The organism is Curvibacter gracilis ATCC BAA-807 (assembly GCF_000518645.1).
Classification (GTDB): domain Bacteria; phylum Pseudomonadota; class Gammaproteobacteria; order Burkholderiales; family Burkholderiaceae_C; genus Curvibacter; species Curvibacter gracilis.
This window is the reverse complement of the sequence record NZ_KI912466.1, coordinates 532230-557818: the sequence shown is the minus strand read 5'-3', so window position 1 is coordinate 557818 and position 25589 is coordinate 532230. Positions and strand designations below refer to the sequence as shown.

The following is a 25589-nucleotide window of genomic DNA, read 5'->3' as shown; positions in this document are numbered from 1 at the left end:
TGCCATGGAACAAAAGAACTGGAACACCCAACAAAGCAACCGCCGGGCGCGGCAGGTCCGGGCGGCCGAGGCCCTCGGCCCCCGGCTGCAGGGCAAGACCGTGGCGGCCCAGGCCATCGGCACCCTGCTGCATGCGGTCATCGAGCCCGGTGACCGGGTCTGCCTGGAGGGCAACAACCAGAAGCAGGCCGACTTTCTGGCCCGCGCGCTGACCCAACTCGACCCGGCCCGGGTGCACGACCTGCACATGGTGCAGTCGGTGCTGGCCCTGCCTGAGCACCTGGACCTGTTCGAGAACGGCATTGCCTCGCGGCTCGATTTCTCCTTCTCCGGCCAGCAGGCCGCCCGCCTGGCCAAGATGGTGTCGGCGGGGCAACTGCGCATCGGCGCCATCCACACCTACCTGGAGCTGTTTGCGCGCTACTTTGTCGACCTCACGCCGCGCGTCTCGCTGGTGTGTGCCCAGGCCGCTGATGCCCAGGGCAACCTCTACACCGGGCCCAACACCGAAGACACGCCCGCCATCGTCGAGGCCACCGCCTTTCGCAGCGGCATCGTGATCGCCCAGGTCAATGAGCTGGTCGATGCCGTGCCCCGGGTCGACATCCCGGGCGACTGGGTCGACTTCGTGGTGCTGGCCCCCAAGCCCAACTTCATCGAGCCGCTGTTCACCCGCGACCCGGCGCAGATCAGCGAGATCCAGGTGTTGATGGCCATGATGGCCATCAAGGGCCTGTATGCCGAATACGGGGTGCAGCGCCTCAACCACGGCATCGGCTTCGACACCGCGGCCATCGAGCTGCTGCTGCCCACCTATGGCGAGTCGCTGGGCCTCAAGGGCAAGATCTGCAGCCACTGGGCACTGAACCCGCACCCGGCCCTGATCCCGGCCATCGAAGCGGGCTGGGTCAAGAGCGTGCACTCCTTCGGCTCCGAGCTGGGCATGGAGGACTACATCCGCGCCCGCTCCGATGTGTTCTTCACCGGGCCGGACGGCAGCATGCGCAGCAACCGGGCCTTCAGCCAGGCGGCCGGCCACTACGCCTGCGACATGTTCATCGGCAGCACGCTGCAGATCGACCTCAACGGCCACAGCTCCACCGCCACCCTGGGCCGCATCTCGGGCTTTGGCGGTGCCCCCAACATGGGCGCCGACGCCCGGGGCCGCCGCCATGTGTCGCCGGCCTGGCTCAAGGCCGGTGCCCAGGCCCGCCAGGGGCGCGGCGGCGTGGCCGCCATGCCGCGTGGCCAGAAGCTGGTGGTGCAGATCGTCGAGACCTTTCGCGAACACATGCAGCCGGCCTTTGTGGAAAAGCTCGACGCCTGGCAGCTGGCCGAACAGGCCGGCATGGAGATCCCGCCGGTGATGATCTACGGCGACGACGTGACCCACATCCTCACCGAAGAAGGCATTGCCAACCTGCTGCTGTGCCGCAGCGACGAGGAGCGCGAGCAGGCCATCCGCGGCGTGGCCGGCTACACCCCCATCGGCCTGGGGCGCGACCGCCGCATGGTCGAGAACCTGCGCGACCGCGGCGTGATCCGCCGCGCCCAGGACCTGGGCATCGACCAGCGCGATGCCACCCGCAACCTGCTGGCGGCGCGCTCCATGCGCGACCTGGTGCGGGCCTCGGGTGGCCTCTACCAACCGCCCAGGCGCTTCCGCAACTGGTGATGCGCAATCTACGGCGAAACCCACAGCGAACAAGGCCAACACCATGAGCATTCCCCACGGGCTTGAAACCCTCCATTTCTCATTCACCGGCACCCAGCCGGCCGGCCGCTTCGCGCCGGTGCTGGTCGGCGTGGTCGGCTCGGGCAACCTCGAAGTGCTGATCGAGCCGCTGGCCGACGGCACCCGTACCAGCGACAGCACCAGCGCCGGCGGCGAATGCCGCCTTGAGGTCAGCACCTCGGCCCGCGGCTTCGCCCCGATCTGGCGTGCCGTGGCCGAAGACTTCCATGCCCGCCACCCCCTGGGCGGCGTGCTCATTTCCATCAACGACATGGGGGCCACGCCCGCCGTGGTCAACCTGCGGCTGGACCAGGCCGTGGCCCAGATGCGGAGCGCCCAGCCATGAGCCTTGCCAACCCCCTGCAGGCGAGCTTCGCCGAATCCACTGCGCGCGAGCGCGTGCTGCAACTGCTGGACGCGGGCTCCTTCACCGAGATCCTCGGCCCCTCGGCCCGCGTCATGAGCCCGCACCTGAGCCAGCTCGGCGTGCCCTCGTCCTTTGACGACGGCGTGGTCGTGGGCGAGGGCCGGCTGGGCGGCCAGCCCGTGCTCGTGGCCGCCCAGGAGGGCGAATTCATGGGCGGGGGCGTGGGCGAGGTGCATGGCGCCAAGCTCGTGGGCCTGTTCCAGCGCGCGCTGCGCCTGCGGCCGGCCGCCGTGCTGGTGCTGGCCGAATCGGGCGGCGTGCGCCTGCACGAGGCCAATGCCGGCCTGATCGCGGTGTCCGAGGTCATGCGCGCCCTGCTGGCCACCCGGGCGGCGGGCATCCCCACGCTGATGCTGATCGGGGGCGCCAACGGCTGCTTTGGGGGCATGGGCCTGGTGGCCCGCTGCGCCGACCACGTGGTCATGAGCGACGCGGCGCGCCTGTCCATGTCAGGCCCCGAGGTCATCGAGTCCTCGCACGGCGTCGAAGAGTTTGATGCCAAGGACCGGGCCCTGGTGTGGCGCACCACCGGGGGCAAACACCGCTACCTGATGGGCGACTGCGACGTGCTGGTGGACGACCAGCTGGGCGCCTTCCGCGAGGCTGCGCTGCAGCTGTTGGGCCAGGCCCGCCCCCTGACCCTGGAGGCCTTGGAGCAGGAGCACGCCTTGCTGGCCGCACGGCTGGCCGACCATGGCGACTGTGCCGACGCCGTGGACATCTGGCGCCACCTGGGCATCCCCGACGCGCCGTCGGTGGTCAACCTCGACGCGGCCGATGTGCGCTCGCTCAAACACGCTGTCCAAGAAGGAGCCCAGCCATGATCTGGACCGATTTGCTTCCAAGCCTGTTCGGTGAACACCATCAGGTCAGCCGCGAAGGCGAACTGCTGCGCGGCACCGCCCAGCTCGATGGCCGGACCCTGGCCGTGGTGGGCACCACCGACCACGCCGCCATCGGCATCGAGCTGGCCCTGGCCCAGGCCCGTGCGGTGCTCGACACGGTGCGCGACCACCCCGGCCGCCCCATCCTGCTGCTGGTCGACACCCAAGGCCAGCGCCTGCGCCGGCGCGACGAGCTGCTGGGCATCAACCGCTACATGGCCCACCTGGGCCTGTGCATCGAACTGGCCCGCCAGCGCGGCCACCGCGTGATCGGCCTGGTGTATGACCAGGCGCTGTCGGGCGGCTTCATCACCTCGGGCCTGATTGCCGACGCCTGCTACGCCCTGCCGGAGGCCGAGATCCGCGTCATGCGCCTGCCCGCCATGGCCCGGGTGACCAAGATCGACGAAGCCCGCCTGGCCGCACTCGCCGAGTCCAACCCGGTGTTCGCCCCGGGGGTGGAGAACTATGTGGCCATGGGCGGCGTGCGGGCCTTGTGGCGCGGCGATCTGGCCGCCCAGCTGCGCGAGGCACTGGCCCAGGCCCCCACCACCGATGAGCGCGCCCGCGATGGGGCCGAGCGCGGCGGCCGCCGGCTGGCGGCCGAGGTGGCCCAGCGTGTGGCTGAGCATCCTGCCCAGGCCTGACCCCCCCGAGGAGCCGGTCATGCTGCAACTCGAACGCAACAGCCTGGTCTGGCCCACGCCCGAGGGCTGGGCCACGCTGCACGCCCAGGCCTTGCCAGACCCCGTGGCCCAGGCCGTCGTCCGGCACTGGCACGCGCAGCGCCTGCCCCTGGTGGTGAGCCGGCAGCCCTGTGTCCCCTTGCAGGATGCCGTCACCCTGGGCCTGCCCGCACCCGCCAAATGGGAGCGCCGCCGCCTGGCATTTGCGCTGCCGCTGAGCCAGCTCGCCTACAGCGGCCGCTTTCCCAGGCTGTCGGATGCCACCGTGCGGCAGCGCTGGCGGCGCCGGGCGCAGGCCCTGGACTTTGCGCTGGGCGAGCTGTTGGGTCACGCCGTGGGCGCGGTGCAGGTCTATGGCTCCTTCGGCTGGCAATGCCTGACCGGCCTGCGCTATGTGCGCGAGGAATCCGACCTGGACCTGCGCCTGGCGGTGCCCGATCTGTCGGCCGCGCAAGCGGTGGTGCGCCTGCTGGCAAGCCAAAGCCTGCCCTGCCGCATCGATGGCGAGCTGGTGTTCCCGGCGGGGCATGCCGTCGCCTGGCGCGAAATGGCCCAGCTGTTGGAAGGGCAGGTGCCCCAGGTGCTGGCCAAACGGCTCGATGGCATCGCCCTGATCGGCCTCGACGCGCTCCAGCCCAGGGCAGAAGCCTTGCCGGCCTGACGCCATGCCCTCGACCTGCCAGCCCCCCCAGTCCATCGAGGCAGCCGCGTTTCGCCTGGCCCGCGAAGCCGTGCGCGCCCTGTACGCCGAGCTGGTGCTCGAGCCCAAGCCCGGTCTGGTTTCGCTGCGCGACACCGGCAGCCACCACGACATGGACGCGGGCCATTTCGTGCGCAGCCTGTTTGCCTTGCGCCACTATTTCGCCCACATGGTGCGCGCCGGTGCCCGCCAGGCGGCCTTCGATGAACTGCAAGCCCTGGGCCTGCAGGCCGAGGCCCGCATGCTGCGCGCCACCGGCGGCATCAACACCCACCGCGGCGCCGTGTTCTGCCTGGGCCTGTTGTGCGCCAGCGCGGGCTGGCGCGTGGCCCAGGGCCTGCCCCTGCACGCCGAGGGCCTGCGTGCCACCCTGTGCCGCCGCTGGGGCCCGGCCTTGAGCGAGCGCGCCGCCCAGGTGCGCCGCCGCCCCCCGGCCTCGAACGGCCAGCGCGCCGCCCGCGCACACGGGCTGCGCAGCGCGGGCGACGAGGCCGCGCTGGGCTTTCCTGTGCTGTTCGAGGTCTGCCTGCCGGCGCTGCGCCAGGCCCGCCGTGCGGGCTGGCCCGACCGCCGGGCCCGGGTGCAGGCCTTGTTCGCCACCCTGGCGGTGCTGGACGACACCAACCTGGTTCACCGTGGTGGTATCGAGGGCCTGCACTTCGCGCGCCAGCAGGCCCGCGGCTTTCTGAACCAAGGCGGCGCCCAGGGGGCCGATTGGCCCGAGCGTGCGCGGGCCATCCACGCCCAGTTCGTGGCGCGCCGCCTCTCGCCCGGCGGCGCGGCCGACCTGCTGGGCGCGGCCTGCTGGCTGGATGCCGTGACAGGCTGCCCGCTGGCTGACCCGGCGCGATCCCCGGTGCTGGAAGCCTGGTCATGAGCTACGCCATTCTGTTTCCGGGCCAGGGCAGCCAGCACCCCGACATGCTGCCCTGGCTGGAGGCCGACACCTCGGCGGCCGGTCCGTTGCAGGCCCTGGCCCAGCACCTGGGCACCGACTGGCGGGCCCGGCTGGGTGATCCCGATGAGCTGTCGCGCAACCGCTTTGCGCAGGTGCTGATCACCGGCGTGTCGCTGGCCGCCTGGGGGGCGGTGTCGGCCCACCTGGCCGAGGGGCCGGCCATCGTGGCCGGCTACAGCGTCGGCGAGCTGGCGGCCGTGGCCTGTGCAGGCGCTTTCGACCCGGCCGTCGCCGTGGCCCTGGCCGCGCAACGGGCCCAGGCCATGGACGCCGCCGCCGGCAGCGTGCCCGGCGGGCTGTTGTCGGTGTCGGGCCTGCACCAGGACAGCCTTGCCCGCCAGCTGGCGGGCTGGCCCCTCGAGGTCGCCATCCGCATCGGCCCGGACCACCTCATCCTGGCCGGCAGCGTGGCGCTGCTGCAGCAGGCCGAGGCCTTGCTGGCGGCCGCAGGGGGGCACTGCAAGCCCCTGCCCATCCGCATCGCCTCGCACTCGTCGGCCCTGCGCGCGGCCGCCGAGTCCTTCGCCCACACCCTGGCCGGCATCACCTGGCAGCCCCTGCGCTGCGCGGTGGCGGCCAACGCCAGCGGCGCTGCCTTGCGCCGGGTCGAGCAGATGCGGCCCGCCCTGAGCCAGCAGATCGACCACACGGTGCAATGGTCGTCCTGTCTGGAAACCCTGGCCGAGCGCCAGGTCGATCGCGTGATCGAGATCGGCCCCGGCCGCGCGCTGAGCGCCATGTGGTCCCGTCAGCACCCGCAGGTGCCGGTGCGCGCGCTGGAGGATTTCCGCTCGCCCCGGGTGGCGGCAGATTGGCTGATGGCCCCGGGGGCCTGATCCTGAACCGGCTTCGCCAGTCGCCGCTCGCCGCGCCTCAGGCGTAGGCCTGGGCCGGCGCGCCTGGCTGAAGGCCCTCGGCCGCCAGCACATCCGCGTAGTGGCGCTCGGCCACGTCAGGGTGCGACCTCAGGCGACCCTTCAACAGGTTGCGACCGGTGTGCGCGATCAGCGGGTTGCGTGGGTCCCGATCCACCCCCCGTGCGCGGGCTGCCAGCTCGGGCGGCAGTGCCAGCGGGGGCAGTTCGGCATCCAGCCGTGGGCTGAGAAAAAACGCAATCGACAACCGCTCGCGACTTTGCGGCGGGCTGACCACGCGATGGATGTTGGCCCTCAGGTAGCCGCCGGACAGCACCTCCAGCACCTCACCGAGGTTGATCACCACCGTGCCTTCGAGGGGCGGCACATCGATCCAGACCTCACCCGGCGCTTGACGGTCCAGCACCTGCAGGCCGGCCTCCTGGTGCTGCAGCAGCAGCGTGAGGCAGCCTGAATCCTTGTGGGCACCCACGCCCTGCTGCGACGCATCCGCGGCCTGACCGGGGTAGCGGATGAGCTTGACGTGCTGCACCGGGGTGCTTGCAAAGGCGGCGTCGAATCGGTCCTCGGGCTGACCCAGGGCCAAGGCCAGGGCTCGCAGCAACTGCCGGCCTGCCGTGGTCAGCGTCTGTTGCCAGGCCACCACCTGGTCCCGCACCTGCGGCAACTCGGCGGGCCACTGGTTGGGGCCTTGCAGGCGGGTCCAGGCCGGCACCCCCGGCCCTTGGGTGATGGCCGGGTACTCGGCCCCGATGTCGATCTGCTCGCGCCAATCGCGCTCACCGCGGGTGATCTCCAGGCCCGGGCCGGTGTAACCGCGGAAATGCGGTGAGTGCACCATGGCCAGCGCCTGCTTGCGTTCGGGCGGTAGCGCGAAGAAAGCGCGGGTGGCGTCAAAAAGCGCTTGTTCCTGCCCTGGCGCCGCACCGTAGCCGCGCAGGTAGAAAAAGCCCACCCCATGCGCCACATCGCGCAGCGTCTGCACAAACTTCGCCCGCTGCTGTGCGTCGCCGGCGATGAACTGCTGCAGCTCCAGAACAGGCAAGGGGGTGGCGGGTGCGGTGGTGTGGGGCATGGGGGTGTTGTCCAGAAGTGGCCAGGCCTGTGGCTCAAGGCGTCCGATGGCGCAGATTGTGGGGATCTGTCCGGGCGATGCATACGACGTTTTTCTCCGAAGCACGCGCACAAAACGTCTTTGGGCCGCGGGCCTGCCGTGGCGCCGCGAAAGGCATTTGCTTACTCCAAAAACTTCGCAGCCTTGCGCCTCCGGCCTCCCTAGACTGCGGGCCATCGTGTCAACGCTACTCACTGGATCCCACATGCAAAAACGCACCGCTCTGCGCGCCATCGCCGCCGCCCTCCTGGCCACCACCGCCGCCGCCTGGGCGCAGCAACCCAGTCAGACCCTGCGCGTGGGCGTGCGGGGGGGCGTGGACGAGGAAATCTGGGAGGTTGTCACCCAGGTGGCCAAGAAAAACGGCCTGAACGTCAAGCCCATCGTCATCACCGGCACGGCCAGCCCGAACGAAGCGCTCAACAACGGCGACCTGGAGGCCAACTCCTTCCAGCACGTGCCTTTCCTGCGCGATCAGATCCAGCAGCGAGGCTACAAGCTGGCCTCGGTGGGCGACACCTACATCTCGCCAATCGCCTTCTATTCGAAGAAGTTCAAAGCCTTCAAGGATCTGCCCGAGGGCGCCCGCCTGGGCATCCCGAACGACCCGAGCAACCAGACCCGCGCGCTGGTGGTGCTGCGTGACCAGGGCGTGCTCACCCTGCGCGACGGCTTCAACCCGGCGCTCGGCACGGCCAGCCTCGCCGACATCACCGGCTACAAAAAGAAGGTGCAACTGGTCGAGGCCGCCTCGGTGGTGCTGGCCCGATCGCTGGACGACCTCGATGCCTCGGCCATCGTCAACACCTTCGCCTACCAGGCCGGGCTGATCGCCACGCGCGACGGCCTGGCGGTCGAGAAGCGCGACAACAACCCCTACGTCAACATCATCGTGGTGCGCGAGCAGGACAAGACCAAGCCCTGGGTGGCGCCCCTGGTCAAGTCCTACCAGTCGGAGGAGGTGCGCCAGTTCATCCTCAAGAAGTACGAGGGCTCGGTCATCCCGGCGTTCTGAGGCAAGCCTCCTACCTCATCCCCGCATGACTGAACCTTTGAAAGGCGGGCTGGCCGAGACCGGCCCGCACATTGTCTTTGACCGTGTCCGCAAGCAATACCCGGGGCCAGGGGGGCCGGTGACCGCCCTCGAGGCCCTGTCGTTCGACATCCGGCGCGGCGAGGTGTTCGGCATCATCGGCCGCAGCGGCGCGGGCAAATCCACCCTGTTGCGCACCATCAACCGACTGGAGGAGCCCACGGGCGGCCGGGTCAGCGTGGATGGCGTGGAGGTGAATCTCCTCGACGAGGACGGCCTGGTGGCGCTGCGCCGGCGCATCGGCATGATTTTTCAGCACTTCAACCTGCTGTCGGCCAAGACCGTGCGCGAGAACGTGGCCCTTCCGCTCAAGGTGGCCGGCGTCAAGCCCACCGAGGCCGCCCAGCGTGTCGATGCCCTGCTGGATCTGGTGGGTCTGCGCGACAAGGCCGACACCTACCCGGCCAAGCTCTCCGGCGGGCAGAAGCAGCGCGTGGGCATCGCCCGGGCCCTGGTCCATCAGCCCGAGGTGCTGTTGTGCGACGAGGCCACCTCGGCACTCGACCCCGAGACCACCCAATCCATCCTGGCCCTGCTGTCCGACATCAACCGCAGCCTGGGCCTCACGGTGGTGCTGATCACCCACGACATGGCCGTGATACGGGAGGTCTGCGACCGCGTGCTGGTGCTGGACCAAGGGCGCCTGGTCGAGCTCGGCGAGGTCTGGCGCGTCTTCGGGCAACCCCAGGCCGATGCCACCCGTGCCTTGCTGCGGCCCCTGCAGCACGAGCTGCCCACCGACCTGGTCGCCACCCTGGTGCCCGACCTGCAGGGGCGCCCGGGCCAGGTTGTGCTCAGCCTGGCCTGCGCTGGCGAGTCCCGGCCACAAGGTTTGCCCTTGCAGGCTCTGGCGGCCCTGGGGCCCGGGGCCACCTTGCTGCATGGGGGGCTGGATCGCATCCGGGGCCATGCGCAGGGCCGGCTGCTGCTGTCCGTGCCGGCCGGCGGCTTTCACATCGACAACGCGCGCTCGGCCCTGGGGGCCGATCGCCTTGAGATCCTGGGTTATGTCCACGCCACTGATTGACAAATACGTCCAGGCCTTCCTGGAGACCCTGCTCATGGTGAGCGTGTCGGCCGTGATCGCCATCGTGACCGGACTGTTGCTGGCGGTGGTGTTGACCGTCACCGCCGCCAAAAGCCTGTACCCGCGCCCGCGCTTCAACAAGGCGCTGTCGATCACGATCAATGTGTTCCGCGCCATTCCCTTCATCATCCTGCTGGTGGCCTTGCTGCCCGTCACCCGCTTTCTGGTGGGCACCACCCTGGGCACCTGGGCCGCCGTGGTGCCGCTGTCCATCAACCTGATTCCGTTTTATGCACGCATCGCCCAGGTCAGTCTCAACGATGTGGACCCCGGGCTGATCGAGGCCGCCCGGGCCATGGGTTGTCGGCGCTGGCACATCGTGCGCCATGTGCTGCTGCCGGAGGCCTTGCCCGGCATCATCGGGGGCATGACGGTGAGCGTCATCGCGATGATCAACGCATCGGCCATGGCTGGTGCCGTCGGGGCCGGGGGCCTGGGCGATCTGGCCATCCGCTATGGCTACGAGCGCTACGAGACGCGCGTGATGTTCGAGGTGATCGTGGTCCTGGTGGCCCTGGTTTCGCTCATCCAGTTCGCTGGCGAATGGCTGGCCCGGCGGGTGGACCACAAGCGCTGATCGGCCACCGGCCCAAGGCTGATGCGACCTCACGCCGTCACTGTTGTCACGCTGGGCGCCGCCCAGACGCTGGCCTGGGCCTCCACCTACTACCTGCCGGCCATTCTCGCGCAGCCGATGGCCCGTGAACTCGGCGTGTCGGTGGTCACGGTCCATGCCGCGTTCAGCCTGGCCATGGTGGCGGCTGCCTTGATCGGTGCGCGGGCCGGCCGGGCCATCGATCGCCTCGGCGGGCGTCCGGTGCTGACACTGAGCAGCCTCGTGTTTGCCGCCGGCCTGGCCATGCTGGGGGCTGCACAGGGTTGGGTGGGCCTGTTCGGTGCATGGTTGGTGCTGGGTTTGGGCATGGGGGCCGGCCTCTATGAGGCTGCTTTTGCCACCATGGTGCGCCTGGATGCTGTCCAGGCCCGGGCGGGCATCACGGGCATCACCTTGATGGCGGGGTTTGCCAGCACCGTGGGATGGCCGCTGTCGGCCTACCTGGAGCTTCATCTTGGTTGGCGTCACGCCTGCTTCATCTGGGCCGCCGCGCACCTGCTGATCGGGCTTCCGCTGCATGTTTCACTTCCCCGCCAGGCCGGCCCTGCCTCCATGCAGGCCCCGTCCAACGGGGCTCAGGCAGAACCTGGGGCCGCCTCCCCCAGCCGTGCCATGGTGTTCCTGCTCTCCTTGGCTTTTGCGGTGATCGGCTTCACGTCCACCGCGATGGCGACCCATCTGCCACGGCTGATTCAAGCCGCCGGGGCTTCGCTTGGCACGGCCATCCTGGTGGGCAGCCTGATCGGTCCGGCCCAGGTCGCAGCGCGGCTGGCGGAGTTCGGTCTGCTGCGCAAGGTGTCCGCGCTCACGTCGGCCCGCCTGGCCTGTGCGTGCCACCCGCTGGGCGTCTTGCTGCTCTTGCTCGGGGGGCCTTCGCTGGCCGTGGTCTTTGGTCTGTTGCACGGGGTCGGCAATGGTGTTCTCACGATTGCCAAGGGCACCTTGCCGCTGGCACTTTTTGGCGCGCAGGGCTATGGGCACAGGCAGGGCCTGCTGATGATCCCGGGGCGTTTTGCCCAGGCCGGGGCGCCTTGGGTGTTCGGGCTGGTGCTGGAAAACGGGGTCTCCTGGGCGCTCGTCCTGTCCGGTTCTCTGGGCTCTCTCGCGCTGCTGGCCCTGCTGCTGTTGCCGTCCCGGCCACCGGCGGCGTCCCCAACTCCGGTCGCCTGAGTTCTGCATGTCATACTGCCGGCGCCGTGGCCCGCGCCGCGGCGGACCCTGGTTTTTCCTCCACTGCGCCGTCTCTGCTCATGTCGACCCTTACCCGGCCTTCGCACCCGCCCGGCTTCATGGTGCTGCACGGCAATCGCCTGGAAGACCTGCGCGATCTGCTGGTGCAGTTTCTGCGCGCCCAGCCGCTGGCGCCGTTGGCGCCCGAGGTGCTGCTGGTGCAGAGCGCCGGCATGAAGCACTGGCTGGAGGTGTCGCTGGCCGACGACACGGCCCTGGGTATTTTTGCCGCCACCCGCATGGAGCTGCCCAGCGGCTTTCTGTGGCAGGTGTACCGCCAGGTGCTGGGCACGGACCAGGTGCCCACCCACATGCCCTTCGACAAGTCCAGCCTGGTGTGGCGCCTGATGCGCCTGCTGCCGGCGCTGATCGAGCAGCGCCCGGTGTACCAGCCGCTGCAGCGCTACCTCAGCGAGGCCCCGGACGCCCGCAAGCTCTACCAGCTGGCCCTGCAACTGGCCGATGTGTTCGATGGCTACCAGAGCTACCGCGCCGACTGGCTGGCCGCCTGGGCCCAGGGCCGCGATGTGCTGAGCCAGCCGCAAGGCCCCGACCTGCCGCTGGACCCGGCCCAGGCCTGGCAGCCGGCCCTGTGGCGCGACCTGCGCACCGATGTCGGCGAGGCCCTGGCCGAGGCCTCGCGGGCCGCCGTGCACGCCCGCTTCATGGCGCGGCTGCAGCAGCTGGCCGCGGGCGGCGAACGCCCGGCCGGCCTGCCCGAGCGCATCGTGGTGTTCGGCATCTCGTCGATGTCGCACCAGGCGGTCGAAGCCCTGGCCGCGCTGGGCCAGCTGAGCCAGGTGCTGATGCTGGTGCACAACCCCAGTCAGTACTACTGGGGCGATCTGGTCGAGGGCCACGCCCAGCTGCGCCAGGTGCTGCGGCGGCGCCAGCGCGTCAAGCCGGCCCAGCTGGAGGCCGCCCAGGCCGCGCGCCCGGGTCACCCGCTGCTGGCCTCCTGGGGCAAGCAGGGGCGCGACTACCTGCACATGCTCGACGAGTTCGACAACGTGGAGGGCTACCGCCACCGCTTTGTGCGCGTCGATGCCTTTGTCGACCCGCTGGCCGGTCTGGCCCAGCCCAGCCAGCTGGCCCAACTCCAGTCGGGCATGCTGCACCTGCAGACACCCACGGAGCCCTGGCCGCTGCTGCCCGACGACGATTCGATCACCCTGGTCACCTGCCACTCGGCGCAGCGCGAGGTCGAGGTGCTGCACGATCAGTTGCTGGCCTGGTTCGATGCCGACCCGGCCCTGCGCCCGCGTGACGTGATGGTCATGGTGCCCGACATCGCCGTCTTCGCGCCCCACATCCAGGCCGTGTTCGGCCGCTTTGCCGCGGGCCAGCCGCGCCACATCCCCTACTCGGTGGCCGACCGCTCGCCGCGCCAGTCGCCCATCGTGCAGGCGCTGCAGGCCCTGCTGTCGCTGCCGCAGTCGCGCCTCACCCTGTCGGACTGGCTGGGCCTGTTCGAGGTGCGGGCGCTGCGCCAGCGCTTCGGCCTGGGCGAGGTCGAGGTGGACGAGCTGCACGGCTGGCTGCAGCAGGCCGGCGTGCGCTGGGGCCTGGACGAAGCGCACCGCCGCCGCTGGGGCCTGCCGGCCGGGGTGGCCGGCGCCGGGCACAACACCTGGGCTTTCGGCTTGCGGCGCCTGCTGCTGGGCTACGCCCTGGGCGAGGGGGGGGCTCAGGGCGACGGCCAGGTCTGGGCCGACACCCTGGCCCAGCCCGCGCTCAGCGGGCTGGATGCCAGCGTGGCCAATGCCTTGCTCGACTGGGTCGATGCCGTCACCGAAACGCTGGAGGCGCTGGAGCGTGAGCGCCCCCCTGCCGAATGGGGCCAGGTGTTCCGCGGCGTGGTCGAGCGCTTCTTCGAGGCCGCCGACGAACTGGAGACGCGCCAGATCGAGGCCTTGCTGGCGCCACTGGACGCCTGGCTGCAGGCCTGCGAGCAAGCCGGCCTGGACAGCCCGCTGCCGCTGGAGGTGGCGCGCGAGCACTGGCTGGCCCAGCTGCAGGACAGCGGCCTGCAACAGCGCTTTCTGGGCGGCGGCGTGCAGTTCGGCACCCTGATGCCCATGCGCTCCATCCCCTTCAGGGCGGTGTGTCTGCTGGGCATGAACGATGGCGACTACCCGCGCCAGACCGCCCCGCGCGACTTCGACCTGATGGCCAGCAGCTGGCGCGCCGGTGACCGCTCGCGGCGAGAAGACGACCGCTACCTGTTCCTGGAGGCCTTGCTGTCGGCCCGCGACCGCCTCTACCTGAGCTGGCAGGGCCACCGCGCCACCGACAACGCCGAGCGACCGCCTTCTGTGCTGGTGGCACAGCTGATTGAGCACCTGCACAGTGGCTGGCGCCCCGCGCGGCCTGTGCGGCAGCAGCCCTTGCAGCCGTTTTCCGAGGCCTACTTTCGCGCCGGCTCGGGCTTTCGCACCTATGACAGCGACTGGGCCCAGGCGCACCAGGCGCATCAGAGCACGGCGGTGGCCCAGGCCGCGCTGCCGCCCCAAGCCTCACCGGTGCCCGTGCCCGAGCCCTTGAGCCTGCACGCGCTGCGCCAGTTGCTGCGCCAGCCGGTCGAGGTGTTCTTCAAGGCCCGCCTGGGCGTGGTGCTGAGCGAGCTGGACGAGGCCGGCGAAGACACCGAGCCCTTTGCCCTCGATGGGCTGGACAAGTACCTGGCCGGCCAGTCGGTGCTGGAGGCGGCCGACCCTGGGCAGGCCCTGGCCGAGCTGCCCCTGCGCGGCCTGCTGCCGCTGGCCGCCTTCGGCCAGCGCGACTTGCACGAGCTGCAGGGCCGCGTCGCCGTGGTGCAGGAGCGCCTGGCGCCCTGGGCCGAGCGCTACCCCCAGGCCCTGCCCGCGCAGCCCATCGACCTGGTGGTGGATGGCCTGCGCCTGCAGGATTCGCTCGGCGGCCTGTTCGGGTCGGCGGACGCTCCGGCCCCGGCAGCGGGGGACGACAGCCTGTGGCGCGGCCCCTGTCTGCAGCGGGTGCAGCGCCCGGGCGCGGTGCTGCAAGGCAAGGGCAAGGAGCAGGGCGCCCGGGTGGAGGTGGTGGCGGCGGTCTGGGTCAACCACCTGGCCGGCTGCGCCCAGGGCCTGGCGCTCACCAGCACCGTGCTGGGGCTGGACGGACAGATCGTGTTGCGCCCGCTGGCCCCCGCGCGGGCCATCGAGATCTTGAGCGGCCTGGTGCAGGTCTACCGCGCCGCCTGGGCCCAGCCCCTGCCGGTGGCGGCCCTCAGCGCCTGGGCCTATGACCAGGCCCTGCGCCGTGGCAAGGACGAGGCCCAGGCCCACGAGCTGGCCCGCGCCGCCTACGAGGGCGACTACCAGCGCGCGGGCGAGGCCGCGCGCTCGCCCTACCTGCAACGCTGCTTCCAGGGCTATGCCGAACTGCAGGCCGAGCTGCCGCGCTGGGCCGAGGCCCTGTACGGCGAACTGGCCCGCCACCTGCACCTGGGCCCGATCGGAGACGCCGAATGAGCACGGCCATCGACATGAACCCGGCCCCCGAGCTGCAGCGCCTGGACCCGCTGAGCATGCCGCTGCAGGGCCTGCAGGTGATCGAGGCCTCGGCCGGCACCGGCAAGACCTGGACCGTGGCCGCCCTGTACGTGCGCCTGGTGCTGGGCCACACCGAGGCCGGGCTGACGCCTGAGCGGGCGCTGTTCCCGCCGCAGATCCTGGTGATGACCTTCACCGACGCCGCCACCGCCGAGCTGCGCGGCCGGGTGCGCGAGCGTCTGGCCCAGGCGGCGCGCTGCTTTGCCGACACCGATCTCGGCCGGGCCGAGGCCGACGCCTTTCTGCTCAGCCTGCGCGAGCAGGTGCCCGAGACCGACTGGCCGGCCTGCGCGGCCCGGCTGGACATCGCGGCCCAGTGGATGGACGACGCCGCCATCTTCACCATCCACGGCTGGAGCAGCCGCATGCTGCGCCAGCATGCCTTCGACAGCGCCAGCCTGTTCGAGCAGCAGCGGGTGGAAGACGGCGACGCCCTGCGCCTGGCCGCCGCGCAAGACTACTGGCGGCGCTGGTGCTACCCGCTGGCCCTGAGCCAGATCGGTGCCATCGCCCCGCTGGGCGGCACGCCCCAGGCCTTGCTGGAGCGCCTGCAGCCGCTGTGGTCACTGGCCGAACGGGCCCCTGGCGTGGCCGCGTATGCCGGCCCCGAGCCCGATGCCCTGGTGGCCCGCTGGGCCGAGTGGCAAGCCCGGCGCGAACCCCTGGAGGCCCGCGCCCGCGCAGGCTGGACGCCCGAGCTGGTGCAGGCCGTGAGCGATGCCGCCGCAGCCAAGCAGCTCAAGAACTACCGCCCCGATTGGCTGGCCGGCTGGCTGGCCCAGATGGCGGCCTGGGTGCAGGGCGAAAGTATCAAGCTCGAGGTGCTGGAGCGCTTTGCGCTGCCGCGCCTGATGGACAAGGGCTGGGCCCAGGCCGAGGCGCACGCGGCCCTGGCCGACATCGACGCCCTGTGCGGGCACCTGCAGGCCGAGCCCGACATCGGCCCCGACTGGCTGGCCCATGCCGCACGCGAGATCGGTGCCGCCTACCAGGCCGCCAAGGCGCAGCAGGCGCAGTTTGATTTCTCCGACCTGCTGCAGCGCCTGTACCACGCGTTGCAGGCCCCCGACGGCCGCCTGGCCGCCGCCATCCGGCAGCAGTTCCCGGTGGCCCTGGTGGACGAGTTCCAGGACACCGACCCCTGGCAGTACGGCGCGCTGGCGCGCATCTACCAGGGCCCCGAGGCCCGGGCGCTGGGCACCGGCCTGGTCATGATCGGCGACCCCAAGCAGGCCATCTACAGCTTCCGCGGGGCCGACCTGGCCACCTACCTGCAGGCCCGCGCCCAGGCCCAGGCCATCCACACCCTGTCGGGCAACTTCCGCTCCACCCGGGGCGTGGTGGCGGCGGTCAACCACATCTTCTCGCGCCTGCAGGCGCCCTTTGGCGCCGTGCCCTTCGACTGCGTGGAGGCGCGCAACCCCCAGGTGCAGCCCCTGCAACGCGGCGGGCAGGCCCAGCCGGCCCTCACCGTGTGGTGGCAGCAGCGCGCCGAGCCGGCCACCAAGTCGGCCCTGCTGAGCGACATGGCGGCCCTGTTTGCCAGCCAGATGGTGCGCCTGCTGCAGCAGGGCGTGGCCCAGCCGGGCGACATGGCGGTGCTGGTGCGCAGCGGCCACGAGGCGCAGGCCATCCGCGCCGAGCTGGCGCGGCGTGGCGTGCGCAGCGTCTACCTGTCCGACCGCGACAGCGTCTACGCCACGCCCGAGGCGCACGAGCTGTGGCGCATCCTGCGCGCGGTGGCCCAGCCGCGCTCGGTCAGCGCGGTCAAGGCCGCCTTGCTGACCCGGCTCTGGGGCCTGTCCTGGGCGGCCCTGGAGGCCTTGCTGCACGACGAAGACGCCTGGGACGCGCTGATCGACCAACTGCACGCCTGGCAGAAGGTGTGGCAGCAGCAGGGCGTGCTGCCGCTGCTGCACCGCTGCCTGCACGAGCTGCAGGTGCCGCGCCGCCTCATGGACCCGACCCTGGCCGAGGCCTCACCGGAAGGCCCGCAGGGCGAGCGCCGCCTGACCAACCTGCTGCACCTGGGCGACCTGCTGCAGCAGGCCAGCCAGGGCCTGCAAGGCGAGGGCGCCCTGATCCGCCACCTGGAGGCCCAGCTGCGCGACCCGCGCGCCAGTGGTGAAGCCGCCCAGACCCGGCTCGAAAGCGATGCCCACCTGGTGCAGGTGGTCACCATGCACAAATCCAAGGGCCTGCAGTACCCGCTGGTGTTCCTGCCCTTCGCGGCGGGTTTCCGCGAAGACAAGCAAGGTGACGACGAGGACGACGCCCTGCGCCTGGCCGAAGACGTGCGCCTGCTCTACGTGGCCCTGACCCGTGCCGAGCAGGCCTTGTGGCTGGGCGTGACCCCGGTGAAGGGCGACCTGGACGGCAAGAACCCGCGCCTGCGCAGCGCGCTGTCGCGCCTGCTGGGGCGCCAGGGCCCGGACGACCTGGGCCCCGCCCTGCAGGCTTGGGGCCTGTGCCCCGACATCGCGGTACTGCCGGCCCCGGCGCCCGACGGCCAGGTCTACACCCCGGCAGCCGCCGAGCCGACGCGCCAGCCCGCGCTGCAGGCCCGCCGAGCCCTGCGCAGCGGCTGGTGGACGGCCAGCTTCAGCGCCCTGACCCGTGAGCTGATGCCGCTGAGCGCCGAATCGGCCGTGCCCCCGTCCGAGCGCGACGCGCGTCTGGAAGACGCCCAGGCCGACAGCCTGCCCCTGCTCAGCCCCGAACTGGCGGCCGCCGACAGTGGCCAGGCGGCCCTGCCCGGGGCCTGGGATGACTTCCCGGCCGGCAGCCGCTACGGCACCTTGCTGCACGACCTGCTGGAGTGGCAGGCCCAGCGCGGCTGGCCCATCGCCCAGGCCGGCGAGGAGGGGGCGCAGGCTGCTGAGCTCGAGCGGGAGTGGGCCGCCCTGCTGGCCCGCCAGGCCCTGGCCCTGAAGCTCGACGACACCCAGGCCGCCGCGCTGGCGCCCTGGGTGCAGCAACTGGCCCGCGCCGAGCTGCACTGGCCGGGCAACGCCAAGCCTCTGGTGCTGGGGGCCCTGGCGCCGGCGCAGTACTGGGCCGAAATGGCCTTCAGCCTGCCGGTGCGCTCGCTGTCGGCGCAGGCGCTCGATGCCTTGATCAGCGCCCAGGTGCTGCCGGGGCAGCCGCGGCCCGCCCTGCAGCCGCGCCAGCTCGAAGGCATGCTCACCGGCTTCATGGATCTGGTGCTCGAGCACCAGGGCCGCTACCACGTGCTCGACTACAAGTCGAACCGCCTGCCCGACTACGCTCCGGCCACCCTGGCCCAGGCGGTGCTGGCCCACCGCTACGACGTGCAGTACTGCCTGTACCTGCTGGCGCTGCACCGCCTGCTCAAGTGGCGCCTGCCCGGTTACAGCCCGCAGCGCCACCTGGGCGGTGCGCTCTACCTGTTTGCGCGCGGCATCGACCAGCCCGGCCAAGGCGTGTTCTTCGAACGGCCGCCGCACGAACTCATCGAGTCGCTGGACCGGGCCTTTGCCGCGCCCGCGCCCGGCACCCAGCTCTCGGAGCAGCCCGCATGACGACCTCTCTTCTGGCCCGCACGGTCGATGCCGCCGAAGCCACGCCGCTGAACCGGCTGGATCGGGCCCTGGCCGCCTTTGTGCAGCAGGCCCAGCCCAGCGATGACCCGCGCCACGCCTGGTTGGCCGCCCTGGTGAGCCACCAATACGGCCGTGGTCACGCCTGTCTCGACCTGGCCGCGCTGCAGCGCGAGCCCGGCGCCACCCTGGGCTGGGAGGAGCCGGCCCTGCAAGCCCTGCCGCCCGACCTGGCCGCTGGTGCCGAGCACCTGCCCTGGGTGCACGGCCCCGGCAGCCCCCTGGTGCGCGAGGGCGAGCGCCTGTACCTGCGCCGCAACTGGGCGGCCGAGCAGGCCATCCGCCACAGCATCGAGGCGCGCCTGGCCCTGCCGCCCAAGGCCCCTGAAGGCCTGGCCCAGGCCTTGACCCAGCTGTTTCCGCCCGACCCGGCGGTGCCCGGGCCCGATTGGCAGAAAGTGGCCTGTGCCCTGGCCGCGCGTCAGCGCCTGACCCTGGTCACCGGCGGGCCCGGCACCGGCAAGACCACCACCGTGGTGCGCCTGCTGGCCTTGCTGCAGTCGCATGCGCGGGCCCAGCAGGGCCGGCCCTTGCGCGTGGCGCTGGCCGCGCCCACCGGCAAGGCGGCAGCGCGCCTGGGCGAATCGATCGCCTCGGCCCTCAACTCGCTGCCCGAGGCCCTGCGTGCCGACATCCCGGCCCATGCCGCCACCCTGCACAAGCTGCTGCAGGTGCGCCCCGGCGGCGGCGCTGCGGCCCCGCTGCCCGCGCTGGCGCTGGACCTGGTGGTGGTGGACGAGGCCTCGATGATCGACCTGGAGATGATGGCCCGCCTGCTGCGCGCCGTGCCCCTGCACGCCAGCGTGATCCTGCTGGGCGACAAAGACCAGCTGGCCTCGGTCGAGGCTGGTGCGGTGATGGGCCAGCTGTGCCACGGCGCCCAGGCCGGCCGCTACAGCGCGGCCACCGTGGCCTGGCTGGCCGAGGTGGCCCAGGTGGACCTCCGCCCTTGGCAGGGCGACGGTGGCGTGCTGGCCCAGCAGACGGTGATGCTGCGGCACAGCCGCCGCTTTGCCGGTGACAGCCCCATCGGCCAATGGGCGCGGGCGGTGAATGCGGGCGATGTGGGCGCGGTGCGCCAGCTCTGGCAGCAGGCCCCGGTGGCGGGCCGCAGCACCGCCTCGGTGCAGCGCCTGCAGCCGCGCCCCGGGGGCGACCCGGCCCTGGCCGCGCTGTGGCGCCAGGGCTGGCAACCGGGGCTGGAGGCCCTGGCCCGGATCGGTGCCGGCGGCAGCAGCGATGCCCAGGCCTTGCAGGCCCTGGCCGCGCTGGCGCGCTTTCAGGTGCTGTGTGCGGTGCGCGAGGGGGCCTGGGGGGTGCAGGCGCTGAACCGGCGCATCGCGCTGGCGCTGGGTTTTCCGCCCGAGGGCTGGTACCCGGGGCGGCCGGTGATGGCCACGCGCAACGACTACGCCCTCAAGCTCATGAACGGCGACATCGGCCTGTGCCTGCCGCATGCCAAGGGCTTGCGGGTGGCCTTCCCCGATGGGGCGGGTGGCGTGCACTGGGTGCAGCCCTCGCGCCTGGATGCGGTGGAGAGCGTGTTCGCCATGACCGTGCACAAATCGCAGGGCTCGGAGTTCGAGCATGTCTGCCTGGTGCTGCCCGAGCAGCCCGTGGCCGTGCTCACGCGCGAGCTGCTCTACACCGGCATCACCCGCGCCAAGAGCCGGCTGACCCTGGCGGTGCCGGCCGTGCCGGTGTTGCTGCGCTCGGTGGAGCGCCAGATCGTGCGCAGCGGCGGCCTGACGATGTAGCTTCAGGCCGGTGTCGTGAAGCGCTGCAGCAGCTCGCCCAGCGGCATCGGCCGCGCCAGCAGGTAGCCCTGCACGAACTGGCCGCCGCAGGCGCGCACGCGCTTGAGCTGGGCGGCGGTCTCCACGCCTTCCACGATCACGCGCAGGCCCAGGTGGCGGCCCAGGTCGAGGATGGTGCGCACAATGGCTTCGTCGCTGACGTCTTCGCCCAGCCCGCGCACAAAGCAGCGGTCGACTTTCAGGGTGTTCAGCGGCAGTTGCTTGAGCAGCGACAGCGCCGAGTGCCCCTGGCCGAAATCATCCAGGCTGATCTCGAAGCCGGCCGCGCGCAGCCGGCCCATCACGGCCGTGACCTGCGCGGGCTGCTCCATCACCAGGGTTTCGGTCAGCTCCAGCGAGAGCTGGGCCGGTGCCAGGCCGTGCCGACGCGTGAGGGCCAGCAATTCGTCGGGCAGGGTATCGCGGTGGAATTCGGGCGAGGCCATGTTCACATGCACCCGCAGCCCTTGGAGCCCGGCGGCCTCCAGGGTGGCCAGGTCGGCACAGGCCTGGGCGGCCACCCATTGGCCGATCTGCACGATCAGGTGCGCCTCTTCGGCCAGCGGGATGAACACATCGGGCGGCACCAGTTGCCCATCGGGCCTGCGCCAGCGCACCAGGGCCTCGGTGCCGTGCAGCCGGCCGCTGGTCTGGTCGAAGATGGGCTGGTGGTGCAGGAACAGCTCCTGGCGTTGCAGGGCCAGGTGCAGGTCCTGTGCCATCTTCAGGCGCTGCATCAGGGTGTTTTGCTGCTCGGCCAGGGCGTGCGGGTTGGTCTGCGAGAAGAAGTCGCTGCCGTCGCGCCCGTTCTGCTTGATGCGGTACATGGCATCGTCGGCGCTGCGCAGCAGCTCGGGCGGGGTGCGTCCGTTCTCCGGGAACAGGCTGATGCCCACGCTGGCGCTCAGGCTCAGTTCCACGCCTTCGTGCAGCATGGGGCGCCGGGCCGCCAGTCGCACCCGCTCTGCCGTCTCGGCAAAGGCCTGCAGGTCGGCCCCGGGCAGCAGCAGGGCAAATTCATCACCGCCCAGGCGGCCGGCGGTGGCCCCGGGCGGCGCCAGGGCCTGCAGGCGTTGTGCGAACTCGCGCAGCACGGTGTTGCCGGCGTCGTGCCCGAAGGCGTCGTTGATGGGTTTGAAACGGTCCAGGTCGATGAACATCAGGCCGAATTTGTGGCCCAGGGCTTCGGCCTGGCGGCAGGTGGCGCCCAGCACTTCGTAGAAGTGGCGCCGGTTGGCCAGCCCGGTCAGGCCGTCGACCTGGGACAGGTGCAGCACCGTGGCCTGTTGCTCCAGCTTCTGCGCGGTCTGGGCCAGCAGGGCGCCGATGGTGCCCGAGAGCTGGGGCAGCTGGGCATCGGGCTGGCGTGCCAGGCTGCTGTAGAACTCCAGCACGCCGGGGCGGTGGTCCGAGCCGTCGCCGCTCTGGAAGGTGACCGGAAAGATGTAGCCCGAGCGCAGGTGGCTGGCGCGGGCGCTGGCGCGGCGCACAAAGCCCGGGTCGGTGGCCATGTCCTCCACCCAGGTGGCGGCGCCGCTTTGCCACACCCGGCCCACCAGGCCCTCGCCGGGGCGCAGCCGCAGCTGCTGGCTGGCCTGGCTGAAGGCGCTCATGTCGTGTTCGCTGGGGTGCCAGAACTGGTGGCAGGCCAGCTGGGGTTGGCCGGCCGGGTCGGTTTCCAGGGCCCAGTAGGCACCCCAATCCCAGCCCAGGCTGTTGCACACCCCCTGGATCACATTGAGGATGGCGCTGCCCAGCGAGTGCGAGCCGACCAGGAACTCGGTCAGCTCGAAGCCCAGGCGCTCGCGCATCTGGGCGTGCTTGAGTTCGGTCACATCCTGCACGATGCCTTGCTGCAGATCGGGCTGTTCGGGGTCGGCCGGCAAGGCCGTCATGCGCAGCCAGCGCAGGCCCTGGGTGCGGCTGATCACGCGCAGGTCCTGTTGCCAGGGCTGGCCGGCGCGGGCCATGAGGCGGGGCAGCAGGCGCACCAGGTCGTCCATCACCACATGGGTCAGGCCGTCGTCGAGCGGGCCTTCGAGCCGACCCTGGGCATCGAAGAAGGCGGCCGCCTGGGGCGACAGGCTCAGCCAGCCCTCGGCATGGGCCCACTGGCCAAAGCCCGCTGCGGCCTCCAGGGCGGGGGGCGTGCGCGCGAAGGCCCGCGCCGAAGGGCGCGCAGAGGTCCGCGCAGAGGTGCGAGCCAAGGTGGGCACCTGGGTGCGGGAGGGGGTGGGCGGCGGCATCACCGGGTGGGCAAGGTGGCCGCTCTTTTGAATCGGGTCTGACATCGGTCTCAAGCTACAGCAGCGCTTGGCACAGCAGGATCCGTGCCGCCGCGGGCGGCGGCCGCCCCAGGGATGGGCATCGCGCCGCCTTCGGGAGGCGCACTTTGGTGCGCGAGCGCCCTTTGGTGGTGCGTCAATCCTGCGGTTGCCCATGGTTGGTGCATTGACGCGTTGACGCGCTGCGTCATGGCGGGTTCATGCAGGCGTCATGACCGCGTCATGGCGGCGTCATGGCCTCCGGTCCCAATGGGGGATTCATTCCATCAGGCCGTCACGACGGCCTTTCAGGCCCACGCGCATGCCCACCGGTTTCTCCTTGTTGATTGCGGCCCAGTTCACCTCTGCCCTGGCCGACAACGCCTTGCTGATCGTCACCATGGCCCTGCTGCAGGAGCAGGGCGTGCCGGGCTGGTGGGCGCCTTTGCTGAAGTTCGCGTTCACGCTGTCGTATGTGGTGCTGGCGCCGGTGGCAGGGCCGTTGGCCGACGCCATGCCCAAGGCCCGGCTGATGGCCTGGATGAACGCCATCAAGGTGTTGGGCGTGCTGGGCCTGCTGGTGGGCGTGCACCCGGTGCTGGCCTATGCGGTGGTCGGCCTGGGCGCGGCGGGCTATGCCCCGGCCAAGTACGGGCTGGTGACCGAGATGGTGCCGGCGCGGCAACTGGTGGTGGCCAACAGCTGGATCGAGATCTCCATCGTCTGTGCTGCCTTGCTGGGGGCCGTCACGGGGGGCTTTCTGGTGAGTGCCCTGGTGTGTGGCTCGGCGCTGGCCAGCCAGGCCCGGCAGGGCTTGCTGGCCTGGGGGCTGCCGCTGGATTCGGCCCTGGCCGGCTCGCTGGGCCTGCTGCTTTGTGTGTATGGCGTGGCGGCGCTGCTGCAACTGGGCGTGCCGGACAGCGGGGCCCGTTACGCCCGACGCGAGATCCACCCCCTGGCCCTGCTGCGCGACTTCAACGCCAGCAACCGGCTGCTGTGGCGCGATGCCGAGGGCGGCCTGTCGCTGGGGGTGACGACGCTGTTCTGGGGCGTGGGCGCCACGCTGCAGTTTGCGGTGCTGCGCTGGGCCCAGGAGTCGCTGCGCCTGCCGTTGGACCAGGCGGCCTACCTGCAGGCCATGGTGGCGGTGGGCGTGGTGCTGGGCGCCGGCCTGGCCGGCCACCGGGTGGCCCTGCACCAGGCGGTGCGGGTGTTGCCGGCCGGGGTCTTGCTGGGCTTGCTGATCACCGCCGTGTCGCTGACGCAGCGCTTTGCCGTGGCCCTGCCCCTGCTGGCGCTGGTGGGCTTGGTGGGGGGCGTGCTGGTGGTGCCCATGAATGCGCTGTTGCAGCACCGCGGGCACCAGCTGCTGACGGCCGGGCGATCCATTGCCGTGCAGGGCTACAACGAGAACCTGAGCATCCTGGTGATGCTGGCGGGCTATGCGGGCCTGCTGGCGCTGGAGTTGCCGGTGGTGCCGCTGATGGGGGTGTTCGGGCTGCTGATCGCGGCCAGCATGGCCGTGTTGTGGTGGCGCTGCCGGCACCGCGTGCTGACCCTGCCTGCCGGCTGAAGTTCTTCCGGCCAGAGGGGGCGGCCGCAGGGGGCGGCAAGAGGCGGCGGCAAGAGGCGGCGGCAAGAGGCGGCGGCAAGAGGGGGTCAGACAGCCAGACGCGGCCTGGTCGGTGCCGGTTCCGGCTGGGGCAGGGGGCGCCCTTCGGTCAGGGCGTGGTAGAGGCCCTCGATGCGGCTGATGATGCGCTCCCAGCTGGCCTGGCAGGCGGCCTCACGGGCCTGCTGTCCCATCTTCTGCAGGGCCGTCGGGTCGGCGGCCAGCCGGGCGCCCAGTTGCACGAAATCATTCATGTTGCCGAAGGGCGCGAGCGCGCCGTGGCGCCCGGTCTGCACCAACTGGCTGGCGGCGGCGTAGTCGTAGGCCAGCACCGGCAGGCCGCTGGCCAGGGCCTCGAGGGTGACGTTGCCAAAGGTCTCGGTGACGCTGGGGAACACGAACAGGTCGCCGCTGGCGTAATGGGCGGCCAGGTCTTCGCCATGGCGCATGCCGGCAAAGACCGCATCGGGGCAGCGGGCCTGCAGCTCCTTGCGCGAGGGGCCGTCGCCCACCAGCACCAGGCGTGCGCGGGGCTGCACGCGGCGGATGGCCTCGAAGGCCATGGTCAGGGTGCCCAGGTTCTTCTCGGGCGCGAGGCGCCCCACGTGCAGCACCACCAGGTCGTCGGGGGCCACGCCCCAGCTCTGGCGCAGGGCGGCGCTGCGCCGCGCCGGGTCGAACAGGCGGGTGTCCACGCCGCGCGACACCACCTCGACGTTGTGGAAGCCGTAGTCGCTCAGCTCCTGGCGCAGGCCCTCGTCGGGGGTCATGGTGCAGGCCGTGAGGTTATGGAACTTGCGCAGGTAGGCCATGATGGGCTTGTGCAGCCAGCCCATGCCGTAGTGCTTGCTGTAGGCGTGGAAGTTGGTGCGGAAGTCCGAGCACACCGGCAGCTTGAGCTGCACGGCCGCCTGCAGGGCCGACCAGCCCATGGGGCCTTCGGTGGCGATGTGCACCACATCGGGCCGCCGCCGCGCCCACAGGCTGACCAGCGTCTTCTTGGAGGTCAGGCCCATGCGCAGGTGCGGGTAGCGCGGAATGGGCAGGCCCCGCATCAGCACTTCGTGGAACAGCACGTCGTCGCTGGCCTGCTCGCCCCGGGTCTCGGCCTTGGACTGGTTGGGGCGGATCAGCTGGATCTCGTGGTTGCGCTCGCGCAGTCCCTCGACCACGCAGGCCAGGGTACGGGCCACTCCGTTGACTTCGGGCGGGTAGGTTTCGGTGACGATCGAGACCCGCAGCGAGCGCCGCAGGGCAGGGAATTCGTCCACCACGATGGGGTGTTCAGCCGGGGCGTTCATGCGCTGATGGTGGGGCCCG

18 protein-coding genes are annotated in these 25589 nt (G+C 71.3%); 15 read left to right on the top strand and 3 right to left on the bottom strand.

Going from position 1 to position 25589, the window contains the following annotated elements; genetic code table 11:
• Positions 1–4: 4 nt before the first annotated feature.
• The 7 genes from mdcA to L880_RS0128135 are packed head-to-tail and all read left to right on the top strand — an operon-like array spanning position 5 to position 6226.
• Complete coding sequence (mdcA, locus tag L880_RS0128165; protein ID WP_027478434.1) at positions 5–1675, top strand: malonate decarboxylase subunit alpha; 1671 nt, start codon at positions 5–7, stop codon at positions 1673–1675.
• A 43-nt stretch (positions 1676–1718) separates the two neighbouring features.
• Positions 1719–2081, top strand: a complete 363-nt coding sequence (mdcC, locus tag L880_RS0128160; RefSeq protein ID WP_027478433.1) for a malonate decarboxylase acyl carrier protein — start codon at positions 1719–1721, stop codon at positions 2079–2081.
• Positions 2078–2986, top strand: coding sequence for a biotin-independent malonate decarboxylase subunit beta (locus L880_RS0128155; protein WP_043330835.1), 909 nt, complete (start codon positions 2078–2080; stop codon positions 2984–2986). Before mdcC ends, L880_RS0128155 begins: the two co-directional genes overlap by 4 nt.
• Positions 2983–3693 carry a biotin-independent malonate decarboxylase subunit gamma gene (gene mdcE, locus L880_RS0128150; RefSeq protein WP_027478431.1) on the top strand — a complete coding sequence of 237 codons (711 nt, stop codon included), beginning with the start codon at positions 2983–2985 and terminating at the stop codon, positions 3691–3693. The genes L880_RS0128155 and mdcE overlap by 4 nt, the downstream gene beginning before the upstream one ends.
• Before the next feature lie 19 nt (positions 3694–3712).
• A complete protein-coding gene (gene mdcG / locus L880_RS33825; protein WP_043330833.1) occupies positions 3713–4393 on the top strand; it encodes a malonate decarboxylase holo-[acyl-carrier-protein] synthase in 681 nt (226 codons plus the stop codon).
• 4 nt (positions 4394–4397) lie between these two features.
• Positions 4398–5309, top strand: a complete 912-nt coding sequence (gene mdcB, locus L880_RS0128140; RefSeq protein WP_027478430.1) for a triphosphoribosyl-dephospho-CoA synthase MdcB — start codon at positions 4398–4400, stop codon at positions 5307–5309.
• The gene (locus L880_RS0128135; RefSeq protein WP_027478429.1) at positions 5306–6226 is read left to right on the top strand and encodes an ACP S-malonyltransferase; all 921 of its coding nucleotides are present in this window, start codon (positions 5306–5308) and stop codon (positions 6224–6226) included. The genes mdcB and L880_RS0128135 overlap by 4 nt, the downstream gene beginning before the upstream one ends.
• Positions 6227–6263: 37 nt before the next feature.
• Here the strand turns inward: L880_RS0128135 and L880_RS0128130 are convergent, their stop codons facing one another.
• Positions 6264–7340, bottom strand: coding sequence for an isopenicillin N synthase family dioxygenase (locus tag L880_RS0128130; RefSeq protein WP_027478428.1), 1077 nt, complete (start codon positions 7338–7340; stop codon positions 6264–6266).
• Positions 7341–7584: 244 nt separating this feature from the next.
• Between L880_RS0128130 and L880_RS0128125 the strand changes: the two genes are divergently transcribed.
• The 7 genes from L880_RS0128125 to recD all read left to right on the top strand — a co-directional run bounded on the left by L880_RS0128125 (position 7585) and on the right by recD (position 20354).
• Positions 7585–8394, top strand: coding sequence for a MetQ/NlpA family ABC transporter substrate-binding protein (locus L880_RS0128125; protein ID WP_027478427.1), 810 nt, complete (start codon positions 7585–7587; stop codon positions 8392–8394).
• A gap of 25 nt (positions 8395–8419) precedes the next feature.
• Positions 8420–9499 carry a methionine ABC transporter ATP-binding protein gene (locus L880_RS0128120; RefSeq protein ID WP_051443643.1) on the top strand — a complete coding sequence of 360 codons (1080 nt, stop codon included), beginning with the start codon at positions 8420–8422 and terminating at the stop codon, positions 9497–9499.
• The gene (locus L880_RS0128115; protein WP_027478425.1) at positions 9480–10136 is read left to right on the top strand and encodes a methionine ABC transporter permease; all 657 of its coding nucleotides are present in this window, start codon (positions 9480–9482) and stop codon (positions 10134–10136) included. Before L880_RS0128120 ends, L880_RS0128115 begins: the two co-directional genes overlap by 20 nt.
• 21 nt (positions 10137–10157) lie before the next feature.
• On the top strand, positions 10158–11345 hold the full coding sequence (locus L880_RS0128110; protein WP_027478424.1) for an MFS transporter: 1188 nt from the start codon (positions 10158–10160) through the stop codon (positions 11343–11345).
• 80 nt (positions 11346–11425) lie between these two features.
• Complete coding sequence (gene recC, locus L880_RS0128105; RefSeq protein WP_027478423.1) at positions 11426–14896, top strand: exodeoxyribonuclease V subunit gamma; 3471 nt, start codon at positions 11426–11428, stop codon at positions 14894–14896.
• The gene (gene recB, locus L880_RS33820; RefSeq protein ID WP_051443641.1) at positions 14893–18519 is read left to right on the top strand and encodes an exodeoxyribonuclease V subunit beta; all 3627 of its coding nucleotides are present in this window, start codon (positions 14893–14895) and stop codon (positions 18517–18519) included. The genes recC and recB overlap by 4 nt, the downstream gene beginning before the upstream one ends.
• Positions 18516–20354, top strand: a complete 1839-nt coding sequence (recD, locus tag L880_RS0128095) for an exodeoxyribonuclease V subunit alpha (protein ID WP_027478422.1) — start codon at positions 18516–18518, stop codon at positions 20352–20354. The genes recB and recD overlap by 4 nt, the downstream gene beginning before the upstream one ends.
• 2 nt (positions 20355–20356) lie before the next feature.
• On the opposite strand, the gene L880_RS34625 is transcribed toward recD, so the two are convergent.
• A complete protein-coding gene (locus L880_RS34625) occupies positions 20357–22684 on the bottom strand; it encodes a putative bifunctional diguanylate cyclase/phosphodiesterase (protein WP_051443640.1) in 2328 nt (775 codons plus the stop codon).
• Between the two features lie 295 nt (positions 22685–22979).
• Here L880_RS34625 and lplT point away from each other — a divergent pair, with 295 nt between their 5' ends.
• Complete coding sequence (gene lplT / locus L880_RS0128085; RefSeq protein ID WP_027478421.1) at positions 22980–24230, top strand: lysophospholipid transporter LplT; 1251 nt, start codon at positions 22980–22982, stop codon at positions 24228–24230.
• Positions 24231–24316: 86 nt separating this feature from the next.
• Here the strand turns inward: lplT and L880_RS33810 are convergent, their stop codons facing one another.
• On the bottom strand, positions 24317–25570 hold the full coding sequence (locus L880_RS33810) for a glycosyltransferase family 4 protein (RefSeq protein ID WP_051443639.1): 1254 nt from the start codon (positions 25568–25570) through the stop codon (positions 24317–24319).
• Between the last annotated feature and the right edge of the window lie 19 nt (positions 25571–25589).

What these genes read in the sequence shown, in the direction of transcription:
- mdcA (WP_027478434.1), top strand. Translation starts at nt 5, where the DNA reads ATGGAACAAAAGAACTGGAACACCCAACAAAGCAACCGCCGGGCGCGG.
- mdcC (WP_027478433.1), top strand. Translation starts at nt 1,719, where the DNA reads ATGAGCATTCCCCACGGGCTTGAAACCCTCCATTTCTCATTCACCGGC.
- L880_RS0128155 (WP_043330835.1), top strand. Translation starts at nt 2,078, where the DNA reads ATGAGCCTTGCCAACCCCCTGCAGGCGAGCTTCGCCGAATCCACTGCG.
- mdcE (WP_027478431.1), top strand. Translation starts at nt 2,983, where the DNA reads ATGATCTGGACCGATTTGCTTCCAAGCCTGTTCGGTGAACACCATCAG.
- mdcG (WP_043330833.1), top strand. Translation starts at nt 3,713, where the DNA reads ATGCTGCAACTCGAACGCAACAGCCTGGTCTGGCCCACGCCCGAGGGC.
- mdcB (WP_027478430.1), top strand. Translation starts at nt 4,398, where the DNA reads ATGCCCTCGACCTGCCAGCCCCCCCAGTCCATCGAGGCAGCCGCGTTT.
- L880_RS0128135 (WP_027478429.1), top strand. Translation starts at nt 5,306, where the DNA reads ATGAGCTACGCCATTCTGTTTCCGGGCCAGGGCAGCCAGCACCCCGAC.
- L880_RS0128130 (WP_027478428.1), bottom strand. Translation starts at nt 7,340, where the DNA reads ATGCCCCACACCACCGCACCCGCCACCCCCTTGCCTGTTCTGGAGCTG.
- L880_RS0128125 (WP_027478427.1), top strand. Translation starts at nt 7,585, where the DNA reads ATGCAAAAACGCACCGCTCTGCGCGCCATCGCCGCCGCCCTCCTGGCC.
- L880_RS0128120 (WP_051443643.1), top strand. Translation starts at nt 8,420, where the DNA reads ATGACTGAACCTTTGAAAGGCGGGCTGGCCGAGACCGGCCCGCACATT.
- L880_RS0128115 (WP_027478425.1), top strand. Translation starts at nt 9,480, where the DNA reads ATGTCCACGCCACTGATTGACAAATACGTCCAGGCCTTCCTGGAGACC.
- L880_RS0128110 (WP_027478424.1), top strand. Translation starts at nt 10,158, where the DNA reads ATGCGACCTCACGCCGTCACTGTTGTCACGCTGGGCGCCGCCCAGACG.
- recC (WP_027478423.1), top strand. Translation starts at nt 11,426, where the DNA reads ATGTCGACCCTTACCCGGCCTTCGCACCCGCCCGGCTTCATGGTGCTG.
- recB (WP_051443641.1), top strand. Translation starts at nt 14,893, where the DNA reads ATGAGCACGGCCATCGACATGAACCCGGCCCCCGAGCTGCAGCGCCTG.
- recD (WP_027478422.1), top strand. Translation starts at nt 18,516, where the DNA reads ATGACGACCTCTCTTCTGGCCCGCACGGTCGATGCCGCCGAAGCCACG.
- L880_RS34625 (WP_051443640.1), bottom strand. Translation starts at nt 22,684, where the DNA reads ATGTCAGACCCGATTCAAAAGAGCGGCCACCTTGCCCACCCGGTGATG.
- lplT (WP_027478421.1), top strand. Translation starts at nt 22,980, where the DNA reads ATGCCCACCGGTTTCTCCTTGTTGATTGCGGCCCAGTTCACCTCTGCC.
- L880_RS33810 (WP_051443639.1), bottom strand. Translation starts at nt 25,570, where the DNA reads ATGAACGCCCCGGCTGAACACCCCATCGTGGTGGACGAATTCCCTGCC.